Consider the following 17,674-nt stretch of genomic DNA (forward strand, 5'->3'; position numbering starts at 1 on the left):
CTCACGTCCTTCTCGCTGTAGTCGCCTTGCGGCCCACGGAGATTCAAAATGCGCGATCCCACCTCTGAAGAAACGGCCATCGCCGCCGATCCGCTGCTCGGCTACCGCCGCAGCCGGCCCGGTACGCAGCCGGCGTACCTGCATGCGGCATACGCCTCCACCACGCTGCGCGGGCCGACGCGTGCGCCGATCGACCTGCCGGTCACGTTGTCGGAGGTCACCGGCCCGCGACTGGATCGGCTCACGTTGGGCGAGCACGCGGCCGATCTCACTGCAGGTTTCCGCGGCGCGCCGCTGGGCGAGCGCATCATCGTGTCCGGCCGCGTGCTCGACGAAAACGGCAAGCCGGTACGCAACAGCGTGGTGGAAGTGTGGCAATGCAACGCGGCAGGTCGCTACCAGCATGCATGCGATCAGCACGACGCACCGCTGGACCCGAACTTCCGCGGTACCGGCCAGGTACTGACCGACGACCATGGCCGCTACAGGTTCAAGACCATCAAGCCGGGCGCCTATCCGTGGCGCAACCACTACAACGCCTGGCGGCCGGCGCACATCCATTTTTCGTTGCATGGCGATGGCATCGGGCAACGGCTGGTCACCCAGATGTATTTCCCCGGCGACCCGCTGCTGGCGCACGATCCCATCTACAACTGCGTCGACGATGCGCTGGCGCGCGAACGCATGGTGTCCAGTCCCGATTGGGAAAATGCGGTCAGCGAATACGCGCTGGCCTACCGCTTCGACATCGTCTTGCGCGGTCGCAAACAAACGGTCTGGGAGTGACTCGATGAGCCTGCATGCAACGCCGTCGCAAACCGTCGGCCCATATTACCGGCTTGGGTTGGAGCCGCTGTATCGCCAACAGATCGCACCCGCGCAGGCCGCAGGCACGCCCGTGCAGATCGGCGGCTGCATCTTCGATGGCGCCGGCGCGCCGGTGGCCGATGCGGTGCTGGAAGTGTGGCAAGCCGATGCGGCGGGCATCTATGCGCATGTGGCCGATGCCCGCTGCGAGGCGCACGACCCCAGCTTCGATGGTTGGGGCCGTGTGCCGACCGATGCGCACGGGCGTTTTTCCTTCAGCACCATCAAGCCGGGCAGGGTGGCTGGCCCGGACGGCACGCTGCAGGCTGCGCATCTGACCGTGCTGGTGTTCATGCGCGGCCTGTTGCGCGGCGCCTCGACGCGGCTGTATTTCGCCGACGACCCGCAGCTGGGCAGCGACCCGATCCTGGCGCTGGTGCCGGCCGAGCGGCGCGCCACGTTGTTGGCCCAGCCGCAGGCAGGTGGCGCCTACACCTGGGACATCCACATGCAGGGCGACGCGGAAACGGTGTTCTTCCGCTATTGATCCGTATGCCGATGCTGAAACAGCGTGCGCGTGCCGGGGCAGTGCGTCATCCTGCCTGTACGCTGTTGCGTAAACAGTGGCAGTCGCTCTCCTGCAGGCGCACCGGCTGTCGCAAAATCGGCTGGGGGTGTCCGCAGGCGCTGCACCATGGCGTCTCACGCACATGCACCGATGACAGTGGCTCCTCGTGGCAAATCTGCGGACTTACTCCATCGTGTGCATGCTGACCGAGCGCACTCGGCATCTGCCGCATTACCCCGGCAGCGGCAGGCCCGCACGACACCTCGCCCTTTCGTCTGGTTGGCACCTTGGCACATCGGTGCGATGCTGCAGACTCGCTTAGAGATGCAATGCATGAGTGCGACATCTTCGCTGTTGGGATCCTTGTTCGGCGAGCCTGCGTGCGACGCCTTGTTCGACGATGCCGCGCGCGTGCAGGCGATGCTGCAGTTCGAATCCGCGCTGGCACGTGCGCAGGCGCAGTGCGGGGTGATTCCGGCCGAGGCCGCACAAGCCATTGCCGCTGCCTGCGATGTGCGGCACTACGATCTGGCTGCCTTGGCGCAGGCCACGGCGCTGGCCGGTAATCCCGCCATTCCGCTGGTCAAGGCACTCACCGCCCATGTAGCCGCGCACGACAGCGCCGCCGCGCGCCGGGTGCACTGGGGCGCCACCAGCCAGGACGTCATCGATACCGGCACGGTGCTGCAGTTGCGTGCTGCGCTCGATCTGTTGCTGCCACGTCTGCACGCCCTGTGCGCCGAGTTGGCCGCGCTGGCCGAACGCGAACGCAACACCGGCCTGCCAGGACGCACCTTGTTGCAGCAGGCCGTGCCGGTCACCTTCGGGCTCAAGGTCGCCGGCTGGCTGGACGCACTGCAACGCGCGCAGCAGCGCCTACAGGGCTTGCAGCGCGATGCGTTGGTGCTGCAATTCGGCGGCGCGGCCGGCACCCTGGCTTCGTTACAAGCGCGCGGCCTGGAGGTGGCGCAGGCACTGGCACGTAACTTGGAGCTCCCGCTGCCCGCGTTGCCCTGGCACACCGCGCGCGACCGCATCGTCGAGGTTGGCTGCGCCTTCGGCCTGCTGGCCGGCACGCTGGGCAAGATTGGTGGCGATGTGGTGTTGCTGATGCAGTCGGAGGTGGGCGAAGCATTCGAGCCTGCCGCTGCCGGCAAGGGCGGCTCGTCGGCGATGCCGCACAAGCGCAATCCGGTGTCCAGCGTGGCCGCGGTCGCTGCGGCCACCCGCGTGCCGGGCCTGGTCGCCACGTTGTTCAGTGCCATGGCGCAGCCGCACGAGCGCGCGGCCGGGCAGTGGCATGCCGAATGGGACACCTTGCCGCAGATCGTCTGCCTCACCGCCGGCAGCCTGGCGCAGATGCAGCTGTGTCTGTCCGGCCTGGAACTGGATCGCGCGCGCATGCGTGCGCATCTGGACAGTCACGGCGGGCTGCTCTATGCCGAGGCGGCGGTGTTCGCGCTCGCGCCGCAACTGGGCAAGCCGCAGGCGCATGCCTTGGTGGAACAGGCAGCGCTACGCGCGCAGGCGCAGCAGCGGCATTTGCGCGAGGTGCTTGGCGAGGACCCGCAGGTCAGCGCCGTGCTTACGCACGCGCAACTGCAGGCAGTGTTCGATGGCGATAGTTGGCGCGGCATGTCCTCGGTCTGGATCGACCGCGTGCTGGCTGGATCTTCTTCCTGTTGACGGTGCTTCGATGGCTTATCTCCAGTTGCCCACCCATCGCCTGCATTACCGCCTGGACGGCACCGAAGGACGCCCCTGGCTGACCTTCTGCAATTCGCTCGGCACCGACCTGCACATGTGGGACGTGCAGATCGAAGCCTTCGCCCCGCACTACCGCATCCTGCGCTACGACCGCCGCGGCCACGGGTATTCGGAGACGCCGCCCGGTCCGTACAGCGTCGCCGACCTGGGCAAGGACGTGCTGGCGTTGTGGGACACGTTGGAGATTGCGCAAAGCGATTTCTGCGGCCTGTCGATTGGCGGACTCACCGGCCAGTGGTTGGGTCTGCATGCACCGCAGCGCCTGCGCCGGCTGGTGGTGTGCGCCACCGCTCAAAAAATCGGCAGCGCCGCCACCTGGGAAACCCGCATCGAACAGGTGCGTAGCGAAGGCCTGCCGGTGCTGATCGATGCCACGCTGCAACGCTGGTTTACGCCGGAATTCGCCATCAGCCACGCGCAGCGCCTGGACATGATCGCCGCCGCCTTCGTTTCCACCTCGCCGCCCGGCTATATCGCCTGCTGCCAGGCGGTGGCCGACGCGGATTTTCGCGGTGCACTGGACGGGCTGAGCCTGCCGCTGCTGGCGCTGGCCGGCGATGACGACCCGGTGTGCCCGCCATCTGATTTGCGCGAGATCGCCTATGCCGCGCCGGATGGTCATTTCGCTCAGGTGCCCGGCCGCCACATCTGTAACCTGGAATCGCCGGCCGCGTTCAACGACGCGGTGCTCGGCTTTCTTCGGGCCGCCTGAGCTTCCCCACCTTGCAAGGACACACCATGCACGAAGACGAACGTTATCAGGCCGGCATGCGTGAGCGCCGGCGCGTCCTTGGCGATGCGCATGTCGACCGTGCGCTGGCCGCGCGTAGCGAATTCACCGACGAATTTCAGGACCTGATCACCCGCTACGCCTGGGGCAGCATCTGGACCCGCGACGGCCTGCCGGCGCACACCCGTTCGCTGGTCACCCTGTCGATGATGGTGGCGCTGGGCCACGACGAAGAATTCAAACTGCACGTGCGTGCAGCGCGCAACAACGGCGTGACGCCCGCGCAGATCAAGGAAGTGCTGTTGCAAGCAGCGATCTACTGTGGCGTGCCGGCCGCCAACCATGCCTTTGCGCTGGCCAGGCCGATCCTGGAAGAGCAGGCCGCCGATGCCGGCACCGCATCAGCGACGCAACCCGGGTAAGGTCGTTCCTGGAGCGGCGAACAGAACGGGTGCGCCGCCGCCAAGCCCGCTCGGTCGTGCTCGGCATTGTCAGTCACGTCGGACACGCGGTTCCTGCGCGCCGTCCACGTCCACCTGCGCGTGCTCGCTACGTTTTTGTTGTCTGCTCCCAGCCGATATGCGCGTATCGACGAGTGACGATCAATTCGAACGTCTCGTGGGCAGCGCGTTGCGACGTGTCGCCCCAACGTGCGCGTGGCCCGCGGGGAATGCGCGGCTGCAATCCTTTCGACCTGTGCAACCCACCGCGCCGCAGCTGACGTAACGCGAACGCAGTAAGGTCACACGCTCTGCAAGCACCGCCTTTCCACCACAGGACGCCGCGTTAGCTCAGCAAGGTTCCCAGCCGCTGCGCCGCCTGCTTCAGCGGTTCCAGCAACTGCGTCTGCATGGTCTGCAAGTTCACCCGTCCGGCCTGGGCACCGATATTGAGCGCGGCGATCACCTCGCCGCGAAGGTTGCGCACTGGCACGGCGATCGAGCGTAGGCCGATTTCCAGTTCCTGGTCGGTGAGACACATGCCTTCGCGCCGCGTGCGCGCCAGCACCTCCAGCAGTGCCGAGGCCTGGGTCACCGTGCGATCGGTGCGCGGACGCAGCGTGGTGCGCTCCAGATACGCCTGCAAGGTGTCGCCGGGCAGGGCGGCCAGCAACACCCGGCCCATCGAGGTGCAATAGGCCGGCAGCCGGGTGCCGGGGCGCAGCCCGATCGACATGATGCGCACCGTTTCCGAACGCGCCACATACAGCAGATCGTCGCCATCCAGCACGCCCAGCGAGCACGATTCGTGCAACTGGTCGCGTAGCCCGTCCAGCACCGGCTGCGCCGCTGCGGTCATCGACGAAGACGCCGCATAGGCGCCGCCGATGCCCAGCACGCGCGGCAGCAACACATAGCCACGCCCTTGCTCGCCCACATAGCCCAGCTTGGCCAGCGTGTGCAGCACCCGCCGCACGGCTGCGCGCGAGATGCCGGTTTCCAGACTGATCTGCGACATCGTCACTTCGCGCGCGTGCTGGGCGAACACGCTCAGCACCACCAGCCCGCGTCCCAGCGAGGTCATGAAGTCCGGGTCGCCCTGGGCGGCGGCGATCTGCTGCATCAGCTCATGCGGCAGGCCGCGATCGCTACCGGCCGCAACCACGGCGGTGGGACGTTTACGACGGCTGGAGGCGGGCTCGGGCATAGGAGTGCGGTACGGACAGGTCCTCGCATGGTAAGCGCTCGCGCCACTGCATGCCCTCGCTCACAGTCCGCGCGCGGGCATGTAAGCGCTTCACCCTGCTTGCCGCATAATCGTTGCTGGTTTGTTCCGGATTGGTGCGCTTAGTCCATGAAAACCCCCAAGGGCTTGCAACCGCTGATCGACGACGGCGTCATCGACGAAGTGTTGCGACCACTGAAGAGCGGCAAGGAAGCATCCGTCTACGTGGTCAGCGCAGGCGCCGACGTCCTGTGCGCCAAGGTCTACAAGGACATGGCGCAACGCAGTTTCCAGGCGCGCGTGCAATACCAGGAAGGCCGCAAGGTGCGTGGCAGCCGTCAGGCCCGCGCGATGGGCAAGGCCACCAAGTTCGGCCGCAAGGAAGCCGAAACCGCCTGGAAAAACACTGAGGCCGACGCGCTCTACCAACTGGTGGATGCCGGCGTGCATGTGCCCAAACCGCGCGGTTACTTCCACGGCGTGCTGCTGATGGACCTGGTCACCGACGAAGCGGGCCACAGTGCGCCGCGCTTGGGTGAGGTGGAACTGGAACCGGAACAGGCGCGCGCATTCCACATCAGCCTGATCGGCGACGTGGTCAAGATGCTCTCGCTGGGCCTGGTGCATGGCGATCTGTCCGAATACAACGTGCTGGTCTCCCCTGACGGCCCGGTGGTGATCGACTTCCCGCAGGTGGTCAGCGCCGCCGGCAACAATGCCGCGCGCGACATGCTGCTGCGCGACGTGCATAACCTGCGCGACTGCCTCGGCCGCTTCGCACCGGAGCTGCTGGACACCCATTACGGCGAAGAGATGTGGGCACTGTTCGAAAAGGGCGAGCTGCGCCCAGACAGCGTGCTCACCGGGCGCTTCAGGTTCGACACCCGTCGCGCCGACGTACGCGCCATCCGCGCCTCGATCGAGGATGCGCGCCAGGAAAATCTCATTCGCCAGCAAGGCCGCGAAGCGGCTGCCGAAGACGAGGACTAAGAGCGGCTAACAAAACGTAGCGAGCAGTCGTCAGGCGGGTGTGGACGGCGCGCAGGAGCCGCAGTGTACAAGTGGTACATGAGGATTCCGAGCACCGGCCGCGCCCGCCTGGCGGCTGCGTAGTAGTTTTGTTAGCCGCTCTAAGCATGGCCACGCCGACTGCGCCTGGCGACAGGCGCGCAGTCGGCAGCGCATTCATCGCGGTGCAGCGCAGCAATATCCAGCCCGCGCGCCGTCGTGCATCCACTGTTGCTGACCGACCAATCCGCGTCGTCTTGGGCGCATTTGCCGGAAATTCGGGGTTTTGCAGTCATACGCAGCCATACACTCAAGTCCGGCGGCACTAGTGCACGATTTAAATAGTGATGGTTCATAACAGTCTGGCAAGCTCGACCATCGTTCTCCGGAGAGTTCGTCATGTCGTTTGATCCTGATGTCGTGCGCTTGTTCGCCCAGCTTCAAGAGGCGGCGCAACCGCCCATGGAAACCCTGCCGATCGAAGGCGCGCGCGCGATGATGCGTGCGGTGGGTGCGCAGTTCGGTTTCCCGTCCATAGAGATGGCCGAGGTACGCGATCTGCAGGCCGAGACCGCCGCCGGTGCAGTGCCGCTGCGCCTGTATCGCCCCACAGGGCTGGTGGCCGGCCCGGCGCCGACCTGCCTGTTCGTGCACGGCGGCGGCGGTCTGGTGGGCGATCTCGAGTCGCATGACGATGTGTGCCGGCAACTGGCGGCGCGTGCGGGCTGTCAGGTGCTGGCGATTCACTACCGTCTCGCCCCCGAGCACCCGGCGCCGGCCGGCGTGGAAGATGTCATCGCGACGTTGCATTGGCTGGTTGCCCACCCCGACACGGTCGGCGCAGATGTGCAGCGGCTTGCCATCATCGGCGACAGCATCGGCGGCGCCATGGCCGCGGTAGCCGCGATTGTCGCGCGCGATGCCGGAATCGCCCTGCGTTGCCAGCTGTTGGTCTATCCGCTGACCGATGCACGTGAGGACAGCGGCGTGTATCCCTCGCGCTCGCTCAACGCCGGTCTGCCGCCGCTGACTGCGGCGGCGGTGGAATTCTTCAACCGCCATCTGCTGCCGGACATGGCGGTTGCCAACGACTGGCGCGTCTCGCCGATGCTGGCGCCGGATGTCGCCGGCGTTGCGCCGGCGTTGGTCGTGGTCTGCGACCGCGACATGCTCTACGACGAAGGTTGCGCCTATGCCGATCGCCTGCGCGCTGCGGGTGTGGAAGTCACCCTGCATAGCTTCCCCGGCATGATCCACGGCTTCATCAACATGGGCAGCGTCTTGCGTGCTGCCGGCGAAACGCTGGACCTGGCGGCCTTGACGCTACGCCAACGCCTGCTGCCTGCGATCGAACGCAGGGCCGCCTGACGACCTGCGGCAGCCGTGCCGGGGCACGCGCTGCCGCAGCAGTGGCGGGTTGATCGCCTGTTCGGTGCGTTTGCCGCAGCGCGGACAGGCTTACTGGGCACTTGGATGCATCACGAGGGCGGCCGGTCTGTCGGCGCCGACCCCGGCGCTCTGCACCACGCCAGCTGTCACGGCTGTGTTGTCGGCTGCTGGTGGCCACTGCCGTCACTGCCGGCAGATCGGCCGGCCCCATGCGTTTCAGCCTTGAATGAACGCACTGCGTTCAACATGCCCGTACAACGCCACTCACGCGCACCAATGATCAGAAGTTGAAGCGGCATGTCGTCATCAAGACGTGGTTTTCCCGATCCACTGCACGCGTGTTGACGAACTGATTCATATAGCCGACATCGGCGTTGGCGACGGCATTGAACTTCCAGTTGATGCCGACAAAGACGCGATTCTGATCGAGCCCGCGTCTTGCGCCCCATCGGGTCTGATCCAGATTGACGAACACTTCGTTGAACGCCACCCACGACAGCTGCGGGCTCGAGCCGCTCGGGCGCACCGCGCGGATCATCTGCCGCACGCGGTAACCTTCATCGCTGAAGTCTTCGCGGTGGCGCTGTTCCAGGCGCGTGCGGCTGGTAATGGTGATATTGGCGATCGGATCGAATTGGTATTGAAATTGCCCCCACCAGCGATTTTCGCGATTGGAGGGCTGCCCGGCCGGGTGGCTGATGATGGTGTCGTAGCCCATCCAGACGCTGGCCTTGGGATTGAGCCGGTAGAACACCGCCGGGCGCAGGATCAGTTGATCGAACTGCTCACCTTCTTCGCGCCAGCGTGGATGCACATCCATGCTCCAGTAAAGGTTTTCGACCGGCAACTTGCCCTGTGCGTAGACACTCAACCAATAGCGGCCGTCCTCTTCGGTCGCGGCGTGTGCGGTGGACATGGTTGCCAGTGTCAAAAATAAAACCGGGCAGGCGATGCGAAGCGTTGTGCCCAATAACGTGCTCAGTGCGTTCATTTATTTTTTTGTGTCGTCGTTGACAAATCATAGCAACAGGATTTGTGCTCATTTCGACCGTTTAGTCGACGAATTCCGCCGTTTGTTGCATATCTTTTCGTAGTCCGGACATAAAATCGCTTCAGCGCCTTTGGCCGTGCCGTGCGCAGACATCAGGTCCGAAAAGTGCGGGTTTGCGTGTGCCTCCTGCCTGGCCAGGCAGGAGGCGATAGCGATCTGCATCCGCTGGTCGTCTCCCGGCAGACGGGCAGCCCAGCGCGCTGGGTCAGATCGATGCGGCGTCGGGCGCGAGCATCTGCCGAAACAGGGTATCCAGGGTGTCCGCGCGTCCGCTGCCGGCCGACAGGCGCGGCTGCGTCGTTCCCATGCGGTCTAGCTCTGGTTCGAGAAAATCGCTGATCTCCCGATTCGCATGCCCGCAGGATGCGCACGTCATGCTGCTGTTCGATATCGCGCAGGGCCGACAGCACCGCCTCGCGCTTGTCCGCTGCGAAGGGATGGATGTCTGTCCTTGCACATGACGTGCCCCATGATCACCAGCCCACGCAAAGGCGTCCGGGCGCATGGCGGCAGCTACGCCACCTGGCTGCGGCGCGCGCGCTCCAGATGCACCAGCAGCAGCGAGATGGCCGCAGGCGTCATGCCGGCAATGCGCTGGGCCTGGCCGATGTGTTGCGGACGCACGCGTTCGAGTTTTTGTTGCACTTCGATCGACAGGCCGCGCACGCTGGCGTAGTCGAAGCCTTCGGGGATCGGCGTGGTTTCGTGACGCTGCTGACGCGCGATATCGTCGCGCTGGCGATCCAGATAGCCGGCGTACTTGACGCTGATCTCGACCTGCTCGGCCACCTGCGCATCGTCCACGCCCGGGCCCAGCGTCGGTACCCGCATCAACGTAGCGTAGGTGAGTTCGGGGCGCTTGATCAGGTCCAGCACATTGGTTTCGCGGCTGACTGCCACGCCCAGCGCGTCGGCCACCTCGCGGCCCAGCGCATTGCCCGGTGTTGCCCATAGCGCGGACAGCCGCGCGGTTTCGCGCTGCACCGCCTCCTGCTTGGCCGAGAACCGCGCCCAGCGCGCGTCGTCGACCAGGCCCATCTCACGCCCGACGCCAGTCAGCCGTGCATCGGCATTGTCCTCGCGCAGCTGCAACCGGTATTCGGCGCGGCTGGTGAACATGCGATACGGCTCGGTGGTGCCGTGGGTGATCAGATCGTCGACCAGCACGCCCAGGTAGGCTTCGTCGCGGCGCGGCGACCACGCCGGCAGTCCCTGCACATGGCGCGCGGCGTTGAGACCGGCCAGTAGACCCTGTGCGGCGGCTTCCTCGTAACCGGTGGTGCCGTTGATCTGCCCGGCGAAGAACAGCCCGCCCACCGCCTTGGTTTCCAGCGAGGCCTTGAGCCCGCGCGGGTCGAAGAAGTCGTATTCGATCGCGTAGCCGGGGCGGGTGATGTGCGCCTGCGCAAAGCCATGAATCGAGCGCACCAGCGCCAGCTGCACATCGAATGGCAGCGAGGTGGAAATGCCGTTGGGATAGATCTCGGTCACCTCCAGGCCTTCGGGTTCGACGAAGATCTGGTGGCTGGTCTTGTCGGCGAAACGCACCACCTTGTCTTCGATCGACGGGCAGTAGCGCGGGCCGATGCCTTCGATCTGCCCCGAATACAGGGGCGAACGATGCAGCGCGCTGCGAATGATCTCGTGGGTCTGCTCGGTGGTTTGGGTGATCCAGCAGCTGACCTGGCGCGGATGATCGCTGCGCTGGCCCATGAACGACATCACCGGCAGCGGATCGTCGCCGGGTTGTTCGGCCATTACGCCGTAGTCGAGCGTGCGCCCATCGATGCGCGGCGGGGTGCCGGTCTTGAGCCGGTCGATCGCAAACGGGCGCTCGCGCAGGCGCGCGGCCAGGGTGGTGGCCGGCGGGTCGCCCATGCGCCCGGCTGCGTACTGGGTTTCGCCCACATGGATCTTGCCGGCCAGGAAGGTACCGGCGGTGAGCACGACCGCCTGTGCTTCGAAGCGCAGCCCGGTCTGGATGATGACCCCGCGCACGCTGTCGGCCTCGCTTGCACCGTTGTGGATGATCAGATCGTCCACCGCCGCCTGGAACACGATCAGGTTGGGCTGGGCCTCGACAATGCGGCGGATGGCGTTGCGATAAAGATTGCGGTCGGCCTGGCAACGGGTGGCGCGCACCGCCGGCCCCTTGGAGGCGTTAAGCGTGCGCCACTGGATGCCGGCCAGATCCGCCGCGCATGCCATCGCCCCGCCCAGCGCGTCGATCTCCTTGACCAGGTGCCCCTTGCCAATCCCGCCAATAGCCGGGTTGCAGCTCATCGCGCCCACCGTCTCGATGTTATGGGTCATCAGCAAGGTGCGTGCCCCCGCGCGGGCAGACGCCAGGGCGGCCTCGGTGCCGGCATGGCCGCCGCCGATCACGATGACGTCGTAGCGATAGAAAGAGTCGGACATGGGCCTGGACTAAGAGCGGAAAGGGGAAAACGGCCGCAGAAGTATCGGCTGAAGGGCGGTCGAGGTCACTCATTCAGTAAAAATGTGACTTATGTCACACTTTTGAAGTGTGGCCCTCAAGTTGGCAGGTTTCGTGCGGATATCCCTACTGCACCTGTCGTGGCATTGCGACATGGGCGCAAAGGCTGGAATTGGAACAGGGGCCAGCCGCGCGCGCGATGGGGTAGCGTAAGGGTCGGTAGTCGGGGGACTGCCGACCCTTACTTTTTGTGTTTCTCCGGGTCGACGCCTGCGCCTTGTTCCGCTGCAGCGCTTGTACAGCAACACCGAAACAAAACAAAAAGCCCCGGCATGCCGGGGCTTTTTGTTTATAGGCGCCGATATCCGACAGGGCCGGAACAGGGGGGATCCAGATTTCCCTGTCGGACATCGACATAAGTCGGTCAGTGGGGCGGACCGGGTCAAAACATGACGCGGCGGGTCACACAGAGTGCCTAGCTTGCGGCCAATCGCTGGCTGAACGCAAGCCCCCAATGTCTTCAATTGTGGGCCCTGTCGCAGTCAGCGACTCAAGGAATCTGCTGGCCTGTGTTGCGCGGTGCAGTTTGCCGTTGAATCTCGCGGATCACCCGTGGCGGTGCCCCGATACGCGGCGGCTGTGCACCGGTTGCCGGCGGCCGGTTGGGTTGTTGCGGGCGCGAGCCACCGGGGCGTGCGCCGTTATTGAACGAGCCGTTCGGACGCGGTGGCCGGTACTGCGGACGGCGATCGTACTGCCGGTAGTAATAGCCGCCGCCATCGCGGTAGACCGGGTACGCCGGGTAGTCGTACAGACCGATCGAATCGGCGCCATAACCGTACGGCATGCCGTATGGGTTGCCGTAGTAGTACGGGGAGTACCCGGGCGGATAGCGATATTGCACGGCAGGTGCACCACGGTAATAGCCGCCCGACCCACCGCCGGCGTAGTCGTACGTTGCGCAGCCGCCCAAGGCCAACAGCCCGGCGGCGAAGATCAGACGGAATTTCATGAATGGTGCCCTCCTGCAACCATGGTGTCACTGTCGAACCGATGCATTGAATCGGTCCTTAATTGTGCGGCAATAAGGCGCTTTGTCATCGATCCAGCATGCGCGGCGGCCGTGCGTGCGACCCGTGAAGAGGAGGGGATACGTTAATCTTGCAGGCATGATCGAGCCGGTTTCTCTTGCCCATTCCGACGTCCTGCAGGCCGCTGCGCGGCTCGCGCCGCACTGCGCGCCGACACCGTTGCTGACATCGCACAGCCTGGACGCGCTCAGCGGTGCGCAACTGCTGTTCAAGGCCGAACATCTGCAGCGCAGTGGCGCATTCAAGTTCCGCGGTGCCTGCAATGCAGTGTGGTCGCTGCCGGATGAGCTGGCTGCGCGCGGTGTCGTCACGCATTCGTCCGGTAACCACGGCGCGGCGTTGGCGCTTGCCGCACGCACGCGCGGCATCGGCTGCCATGTGGTGGTGCCCGAAGGCGCGGTGGCCGCCAAACTGGCCAATATCTCCCGGCATGGCGCCACGTTGTGGCGTTGCGCGCCGACCATTGCCGCGCGTGAGCAGCTCTGCGCCGAGGTGCAGGCCAGCAGTGGCGCCACACTGGTGCATCCGTATACCGATAGTGCAGTGATCGCTGGGCAGGGCACCGCCACGCTGGAACTGCTGCATCAAAGCGGTGGGCTGGACGTACTGATAGCGCCGGTTGGCGGCGGCGGGCTGGCGGCGGGCGCCGCGCTGGCGCTGCGTGCGGCACCGGATTGCGCGCTGGTGCTGGCCGAGCCGGCCGGCGCAGCCGATACCGCGCGGTCGTTGGCGGCAGGGCAGCGCCTGGTCGATTTCGTGCCGGACACTGTGTGCGATGGCCTGCGCGGCACCTTGGGCGCGCCCAATTTCGCGCTGCTGCAGCATGCCGGCGCGCAGGTGATCACGGTCGACGATGCCGCGGTGGTGCGGGCGATGCGGCTGGTCTGGCAACTGCTCAAACAAGTGGTCGAGCCGTCTTCGGCGATCACCCTGGCCGCGGTGCTGGCCGAGCCGGCACGGTTTGCCGGGCGCCGGGTGGGGCTGATCCTGTCCGGCGGCAATGTCGATCTGGATGCCTTGCCATGGGCCGCGGCGTGAGCAGGCGCTCGCGTGGGCGCGGTCTGTGGGGCTGGGGCTGGCGGTTGTGCATGCTGGCGCTGATCTGGCTGGTGGGCGTGGCGGGCTGGATCGTGTGGATCGGCGACCGCGATCAGGCCGCACCGGCTGATGTGATCATCGTGCTCGGCGCGGCCGCCTACGATGCGCGCCCTTCGCCGGTGTTCGAAGAACGCATCCGGCATGCGCTGGACCTATACGCGCAGGGCTATGCGCCGCAGCTGTTGTTCACCGGCGGCTTCGGCAACGGCGCGCGTTTTGCCGAATCGCAGGTGGCCCGACGCTATGCGCTGCGCCACGGCATCCCGTCGGAGGCCATCGTGATCGAAACCGCATCGCGCACCACCCGGCAGAACCTGCAACAGGCGCGCGCGCTGATGGAGCGGCACGGCATGCATCGGGCGATCATCGTCAGCGACCCGCTGCATATGGCGCGGGCGCTGCGGCTGAGCCAGGAGTTGGGCATCGACGCGCTGGCCTCCTCCACGCCGAGCACGCGCTTTCGCAGCTTCCACACCAGTTGGCGCTTCCTGTTGCAGGAGGTGTATTACTTCCACCGCGATCTGGTGGTGCAAGGGCCGTGACCACGGGCCTATGATGCGGCTTTCCCAGCGGCAGGTTCGAGCATGAGCGAGACCCATCGGCAACACGCCATCGGCCTGGTCCAGGCCTACTACGCAGCATTCAACCGTGGCGACTGGGACGGCATGTTGGCGTGTCTGGCCGACAACGTCGCCCATGACCTCAACCAGGGCCCGCGCGAAATCGGCCGCGCCGAATTTGCCGCGTTCCTGCATCGTATGAACGACAGCTACCGCGAGCAGTTGCGCGATGTCATGGTCATCGCCAACGACGATGGCACCCGGGTCGGTGCCGAGTACGTGGTGCATGGCGTCTATCACACCACCGACGAAGGCCTGCCGGAGGCCACCGGGCAGACCTATGTGCTGCCGGGCGGTGCATTCTTCGACGTGCAGGGCGGCAAGATCACCCGTGTCACCAACTACTACAACCTGCAGGAATGGATCGCGCAGATATCGCGCTGAGTGCACGGCCTGCGTAGGGTGTTCGGCAGTGCGGCTTCATCCGTGTGCAACAGCAACTAGGCGCGCGATGCGGCGTGACCCGTCACGCCGCATCGCGCCTTCGCGCTTCTACGGGCGTGCCGGTCTTCTCGGTGGACGCCATCGGGTCGGCGCGCGTGCCTGATCGCCGCAGGCGTTACAGCAACACCACCCCGATCACCACCAGCACGAAGATGCTCCACTTGAGCACCTGGTACAGCGGGTTGTTGCGTTCCTTCAGCGCCTTGGCCTTCAGCCGTGCGGCATAGAAATAGCGGAACACGCGATTGATGCCGCCGGTCTTGTCGCCTTCCTGATTGGGCGAGGCACCGGCCGACAGCAGGCTGCGGCCGACGAAGCGATTCACTGCCCCGGCCCAGCGCCAGCGCATCGGGCGTTCGATATCGCAGAACAGGATGATGCGGTCCTGATCGGTGTCGTTGCGCGCGTAGTGGATGTAGGTCTCGTCGAACATGGTCCACTCGCCGTCGCGCCAGCTGTGGCGCTGGCCGTCGACGTCGATGAAGCAGCGGTCGTCGTTGGGCGTGGCCAGGCCCAGGTGCAGGCGCATGGACCCGGCGAACGGGTCGCGGTGCGGGCGCAGTTCGCTGCCCGGCGGCAGTTCGGCGAACATCGCCGCCTTCACCGTGGGAATGGATTTCAGCAATGCAGTGGTCTGCGGGCACAACTCGGCCGCCGACGGGTGCGCGGTGCCGTACCACTTCAGATAAAAGCGCTTCCAGCCGCGGCGGAAAAACGAGTTGAAGCCGATGTCGGTATAGCCGTCGGCGGCGCGGATCTTCTGCATCTGCTGCAGCGCCACCGCTTCGTCGCGGATCAGCGGCCAATTGGCGCGTAGCGGCGCCAGCTCCGGAAATTCCTTGCCCGGGTCGATGAACGGCGTGGTCGGCACCCGCGAACACAGGTACATCAGCGTGTTGATCGGGGCCATGAAGGTGGAATGGTCCAGCAGCTGCCGGCTGAGCCGGTGGCGTACGCGACCGCGGTAATGGATATAGAGCGCCGATGCGATGAACAGCGCAATGAGAAGCCACTTCAACATGGGGGAGGCCGATTGGGGGCGGGGGGCCGCAAACGTAAGAAGCGGCTGCCAACAAGCGCGCGTGCACTGCTGCCGTGTCGGTAGCCACCATCGAACAGGTGAGCCGCAACAGGGAAGTGCGGCCGGTAACTTCAGAATTCTAGCAAGTGTGTCCGCCGAGCCTGACCGGTAGGCATTGGCGTGGACGCAATACGCTGTGTCTCACCGGCAATGGCAGCGCGACGTCTGACGTTCTCTACCGCCGCTCAGTCGATGCGGCGGCGGATCGGGATTGCGCTGACCGGCATGCTGGCGACGTCGTGCCCGTGTTCGCGGATGGGCGCGCCCGGTGCCGGTGCCCAGGCATGGGCGTAGATCACTTCCCAGGAGCTCGGCAGGGTACCGTCCTGTCGCCGCAGCGGTTCGTAGGCAGCGCTGGCGGCGGCGAACCGGCCGCGTCCGGTGAGGGTGGCGCGGCGGTTGCTGAGCGCATTGGTCGCGCCCATCGCACGCAGTTCGCGCATCAGTGCGGGCAGGTCGTTATAGGTCAGGGTGAACAGGTCGCGGTCCAACACGGGGTCGCGGAAGCCGGACATCAGCAGGGCATCGCCGAATTGCGCGATTGGCGGAAAGCGGCTGACATGCGGGGCCGGGTCGGTCTGCGCGAAGGCCTCGCGCAATTCGATCAGCGTTTCCGGTCCGAAGCTGGAGCACAGCAACAGCCCGCCCGGGCGCAGCGCGCGCCGGAACCCGGCGAACACCGCCGGCAGGTCTTCCACCCACTGCAGGCACAGATTGCTGAAGATCACATCCACGCTGCCGTCGGCAATGGGCAACGCGCGCGCATCGGCGCACACCTGTGCGAATGGCTTCCACCAGCCGGCGGCCTTGCGCGCCTGGCGCAACATCGGCATGGCCTGATCCAGCGCGATGACCTGCGCCTTGGGCCAGCGCTTCTTGATCGCGCCGCTGGCATGGCCGGGGCCGGCGCCGACATCCAGCACCACGCTGGGCACCTGCTCGCCCAGGTAGTCGAGCGATTCGAACAGGCGCGTTTCCGCTTCGCGCTGTAGCGCGGCGGCGGCGGTGTAGGTGCTGGCGGCACGCGCGAATGCGCGGCGGACGTGGCGGGGGTCGAAAGTACTGTTCATGGCGCCGCTATTGTCGCCCCTGGCCCGGGCGGAGGGAATCGATGCGTGGTGCGCGGTGCCACGCTAGAACGTGCCGGGATAGCTGCCGCCGTCGATCAACAGGTTCTGCCCGGTGATATAGCCGGCCTGCGCGCTGCACAGGAAGGCGCAGGCTGCGCCGAACTCGTCTGGTTCGCCGAAGCGCGCTGCCGGAATGCCCGCACGCTTGCGCTCTGCGACCTCTTCGGCGGTGCTGCCCTGTGCTGTGCGATGGCGGCGAAATTGCCGCGCAGGCGGTCGGTGGCGAACTGGCCGGGCAACAGGTTGTTGATGGTGACGTTCTCGGCCACCGTGCCGCGTGCCAGTCCGGTGACGAAGCCGGTGAGGCCGGCGCGCGCGCCGTTGGAGAAGCCAAGGATGTCGATCGGCGCCTTCACCGCGCTGGAGGTGATGTTGACGATGCGACCGAAGCGGCGTGCCCGCATGCCATCGACGGTGGCGCGAATCAGTTCGATCGGCGCGAGCATGTTGGCGTCCAGCGCGCGCAACCAGTCCTCGCGTTCCCATTGACGGAAATCGCCCGGCGGCGGGCCGCCCGCGTTGTTGACCAAGATGTCGACCTGCGGGCAGGCCGCGAGCGCGGCGCTGCGTCCTTCCGGCGTTGCGATATCGGCGACCACGCTGCGCACCTCGCCAGCACCGGGCAGCGCGCGCACTACGTCGGCGGCGTGTTCCAGTGCATCGCGGCCGCGCGCGGCGATCACCACATGGACGCTTTCGCTGACCAGCGCACGGGCGCAGCCCAGGCCCAACCCTTTGCTGGCGGCGCAGACCAGCGCCCAGCGGCCGGCGATTCCCAGATCCATGCG

16 protein-coding genes, 1 other RNA gene and 2 pseudogenes are annotated in these 17,674 nt (G+C 66.0%); 10 read left to right on the forward strand and 9 right to left on the reverse strand.

Annotated features, from left to right (window positions below; translation table 11 throughout):
* Positions 1-48 precede the first annotated feature (48 nt).
* The 5 genes from pcaH (at position 49) to pcaC (ending at position 4,294) form a co-directional block, all read left to right on the forward strand.
* Entirely contained in the window at positions 49-786 is a 738-nt protein-coding gene (gene pcaH, locus XBLMG947_RS17670) for a protocatechuate 3,4-dioxygenase subunit beta (protein ID WP_065469910.1), read from the forward strand.
* Positions 787-790: 4 nt separating this feature from the next.
* The gene (gene pcaG / locus XBLMG947_RS17675; RefSeq protein ID WP_065469911.1) at positions 791-1,354 is read left to right on the forward strand and encodes a protocatechuate 3,4-dioxygenase subunit alpha; all 564 of its coding nucleotides are present in this window, start codon (positions 791-793) and stop codon (positions 1,352-1,354) included.
* Between the two features lie 354 nt (positions 1,355-1,708).
* Entirely contained in the window at positions 1,709-3,061 is a 1,353-nt protein-coding gene (locus tag XBLMG947_RS17680; protein ID WP_065469912.1) for a 3-carboxy-cis,cis-muconate cycloisomerase, read from the forward strand.
* 10 nt (positions 3,062-3,071) lie between these two features.
* Positions 3,072-3,854: a 3-oxoadipate enol-lactonase gene (pcaD, locus tag XBLMG947_RS17685; protein WP_065469913.1), complete on the forward strand. Its 783-nt coding sequence runs from the start codon at positions 3,072-3,074 to the stop codon at positions 3,852-3,854.
* A gap of 26 nt (positions 3,855-3,880) precedes the next feature.
* Positions 3,881-4,294 carry a 4-carboxymuconolactone decarboxylase gene (pcaC, locus tag XBLMG947_RS17690; protein ID WP_065469914.1) on the forward strand — a complete coding sequence of 138 codons (414 nt, stop codon included), beginning with the start codon at positions 3,881-3,883 and terminating at the stop codon, positions 4,292-4,294.
* 364 nt (positions 4,295-4,658) lie between these two features.
* Here pcaC and XBLMG947_RS17695 read toward each other — a convergent pair whose 3' ends face one another.
* The gene (locus XBLMG947_RS17695) at positions 4,659-5,519 is read right to left on the reverse strand and encodes an IclR family transcriptional regulator domain-containing protein (RefSeq protein ID WP_065469915.1); all 861 of its coding nucleotides are present in this window, start codon (positions 5,517-5,519) and stop codon (positions 4,659-4,661) included.
* Positions 5,520-5,666: 147 nt separating this feature from the next.
* Here XBLMG947_RS17695 and XBLMG947_RS17700 point away from each other — a divergent pair, with 147 nt between their 5' ends.
* Positions 5,667-6,527 (forward strand): PA4780 family RIO1-like protein kinase, encoded by an 861-nt coding sequence (locus tag XBLMG947_RS17700; RefSeq protein WP_065469916.1) that lies wholly within the window; start codon positions 5,667-5,669, stop codon positions 6,525-6,527.
* A 4-nt stretch (positions 6,528-6,531) separates the two neighbouring features.
* On the opposite strand, the gene XBLMG947_RS17705 is transcribed toward XBLMG947_RS17700, so the two are convergent.
* Positions 6,532-6,607: non-coding RNA, sX9 sRNA (locus XBLMG947_RS17705), on the reverse strand.
* 337 nt (positions 6,608-6,944) lie between these two features.
* Between XBLMG947_RS17705 and XBLMG947_RS17710 the strand changes: the two genes are divergently transcribed.
* Positions 6,945-7,913 (forward strand): alpha/beta hydrolase, encoded by a 969-nt coding sequence (locus XBLMG947_RS17710; RefSeq protein WP_065469917.1) that lies wholly within the window; start codon positions 6,945-6,947, stop codon positions 7,911-7,913.
* A gap of 301 nt (positions 7,914-8,214) precedes the next feature.
* Here the strand turns inward: XBLMG947_RS17710 and XBLMG947_RS17715 are convergent, their stop codons facing one another.
* The 4 genes and pseudogenes from XBLMG947_RS17715 to XBLMG947_RS17725 form a co-directional block, all read right to left on the reverse strand.
* Positions 8,215-8,925, reverse strand: a complete 711-nt coding sequence (locus XBLMG947_RS17715) for a DUF2490 domain-containing protein (RefSeq protein WP_065469918.1) — start codon at positions 8,923-8,925, stop codon at positions 8,215-8,217.
* Between the two features lie 395 nt (positions 8,926-9,320).
* Positions 9,321-9,428, reverse strand: a pseudogene (locus XBLMG947_RS23805) (nucleotidyltransferase domain-containing protein); the annotation flags it as partial.
* Positions 9,429-9,498: 70 nt separating this feature from the next.
* Positions 9,499-11,403 (reverse strand): tRNA uridine-5-carboxymethylaminomethyl(34) synthesis enzyme MnmG, encoded by a 1,905-nt coding sequence (gene mnmG / locus XBLMG947_RS17720; protein ID WP_065469919.1) that lies wholly within the window; start codon positions 11,401-11,403, stop codon positions 9,499-9,501.
* 569 nt (positions 11,404-11,972) lie between these two features.
* On the reverse strand, positions 11,973-12,434 hold the full coding sequence (locus XBLMG947_RS17725) for a hypothetical protein (protein WP_065469920.1): 462 nt from the start codon (positions 12,432-12,434) through the stop codon (positions 11,973-11,975).
* Between the two features lie 157 nt (positions 12,435-12,591).
* On the opposite strand from XBLMG947_RS17725, the gene XBLMG947_RS17730 reads away from it, so the two are divergent.
* The 3 genes from XBLMG947_RS17730 to XBLMG947_RS17740 are packed head-to-tail and all read left to right on the forward strand — an operon-like array spanning position 12,592 to position 14,615.
* Positions 12,592-13,551 carry a pyridoxal-phosphate dependent enzyme gene (locus tag XBLMG947_RS17730; protein ID WP_065469921.1) on the forward strand — a complete coding sequence of 320 codons (960 nt, stop codon included), beginning with the start codon at positions 12,592-12,594 and terminating at the stop codon, positions 13,549-13,551.
* Entirely contained in the window at positions 13,536-14,153 is a 618-nt protein-coding gene (locus XBLMG947_RS17735) for a YdcF family protein (protein WP_065469922.1), read from the forward strand. The genes XBLMG947_RS17730 and XBLMG947_RS17735 overlap by 16 nt, the downstream gene beginning before the upstream one ends.
* A 42-nt stretch (positions 14,154-14,195) precedes the next feature.
* Complete coding sequence (locus XBLMG947_RS17740; protein WP_065469923.1) at positions 14,196-14,615, forward strand: nuclear transport factor 2 family protein; 420 nt, start codon at positions 14,196-14,198, stop codon at positions 14,613-14,615.
* Between the two features lie 175 nt (positions 14,616-14,790).
* Here the strand turns inward: XBLMG947_RS17740 and lpxO are convergent, their stop codons facing one another.
* The 3 genes and pseudogenes from lpxO to XBLMG947_RS17755 all read right to left on the reverse strand — a co-directional run bounded on the left by lpxO (position 14,791) and on the right by XBLMG947_RS17755 (position 17,671).
* Positions 14,791-15,696 (reverse strand): lipid A hydroxylase LpxO, encoded by a 906-nt coding sequence (lpxO, locus tag XBLMG947_RS17745; RefSeq protein WP_065469924.1) that lies wholly within the window; start codon positions 15,694-15,696, stop codon positions 14,791-14,793.
* A 245-nt stretch (positions 15,697-15,941) separates the two neighbouring features.
* Positions 15,942-16,826: a malonyl-ACP O-methyltransferase BioC gene (bioC, locus tag XBLMG947_RS17750; protein WP_065469925.1), complete on the reverse strand. Its 885-nt coding sequence runs from the start codon at positions 16,824-16,826 to the stop codon at positions 15,942-15,944.
* A 63-nt stretch (positions 16,827-16,889) separates the two neighbouring features.
* A pseudogene (locus tag XBLMG947_RS17755) lies at positions 16,890-17,671 on the reverse strand (SDR family oxidoreductase).
* Positions 17,672-17,674 lie beyond the last annotated feature (3 nt).

It is taken from the genome of Xanthomonas bromi (assembly GCF_900092025.1).
Taxonomy (GTDB): domain Bacteria; phylum Pseudomonadota; class Gammaproteobacteria; order Xanthomonadales; family Xanthomonadaceae; genus Xanthomonas; species Xanthomonas bromi.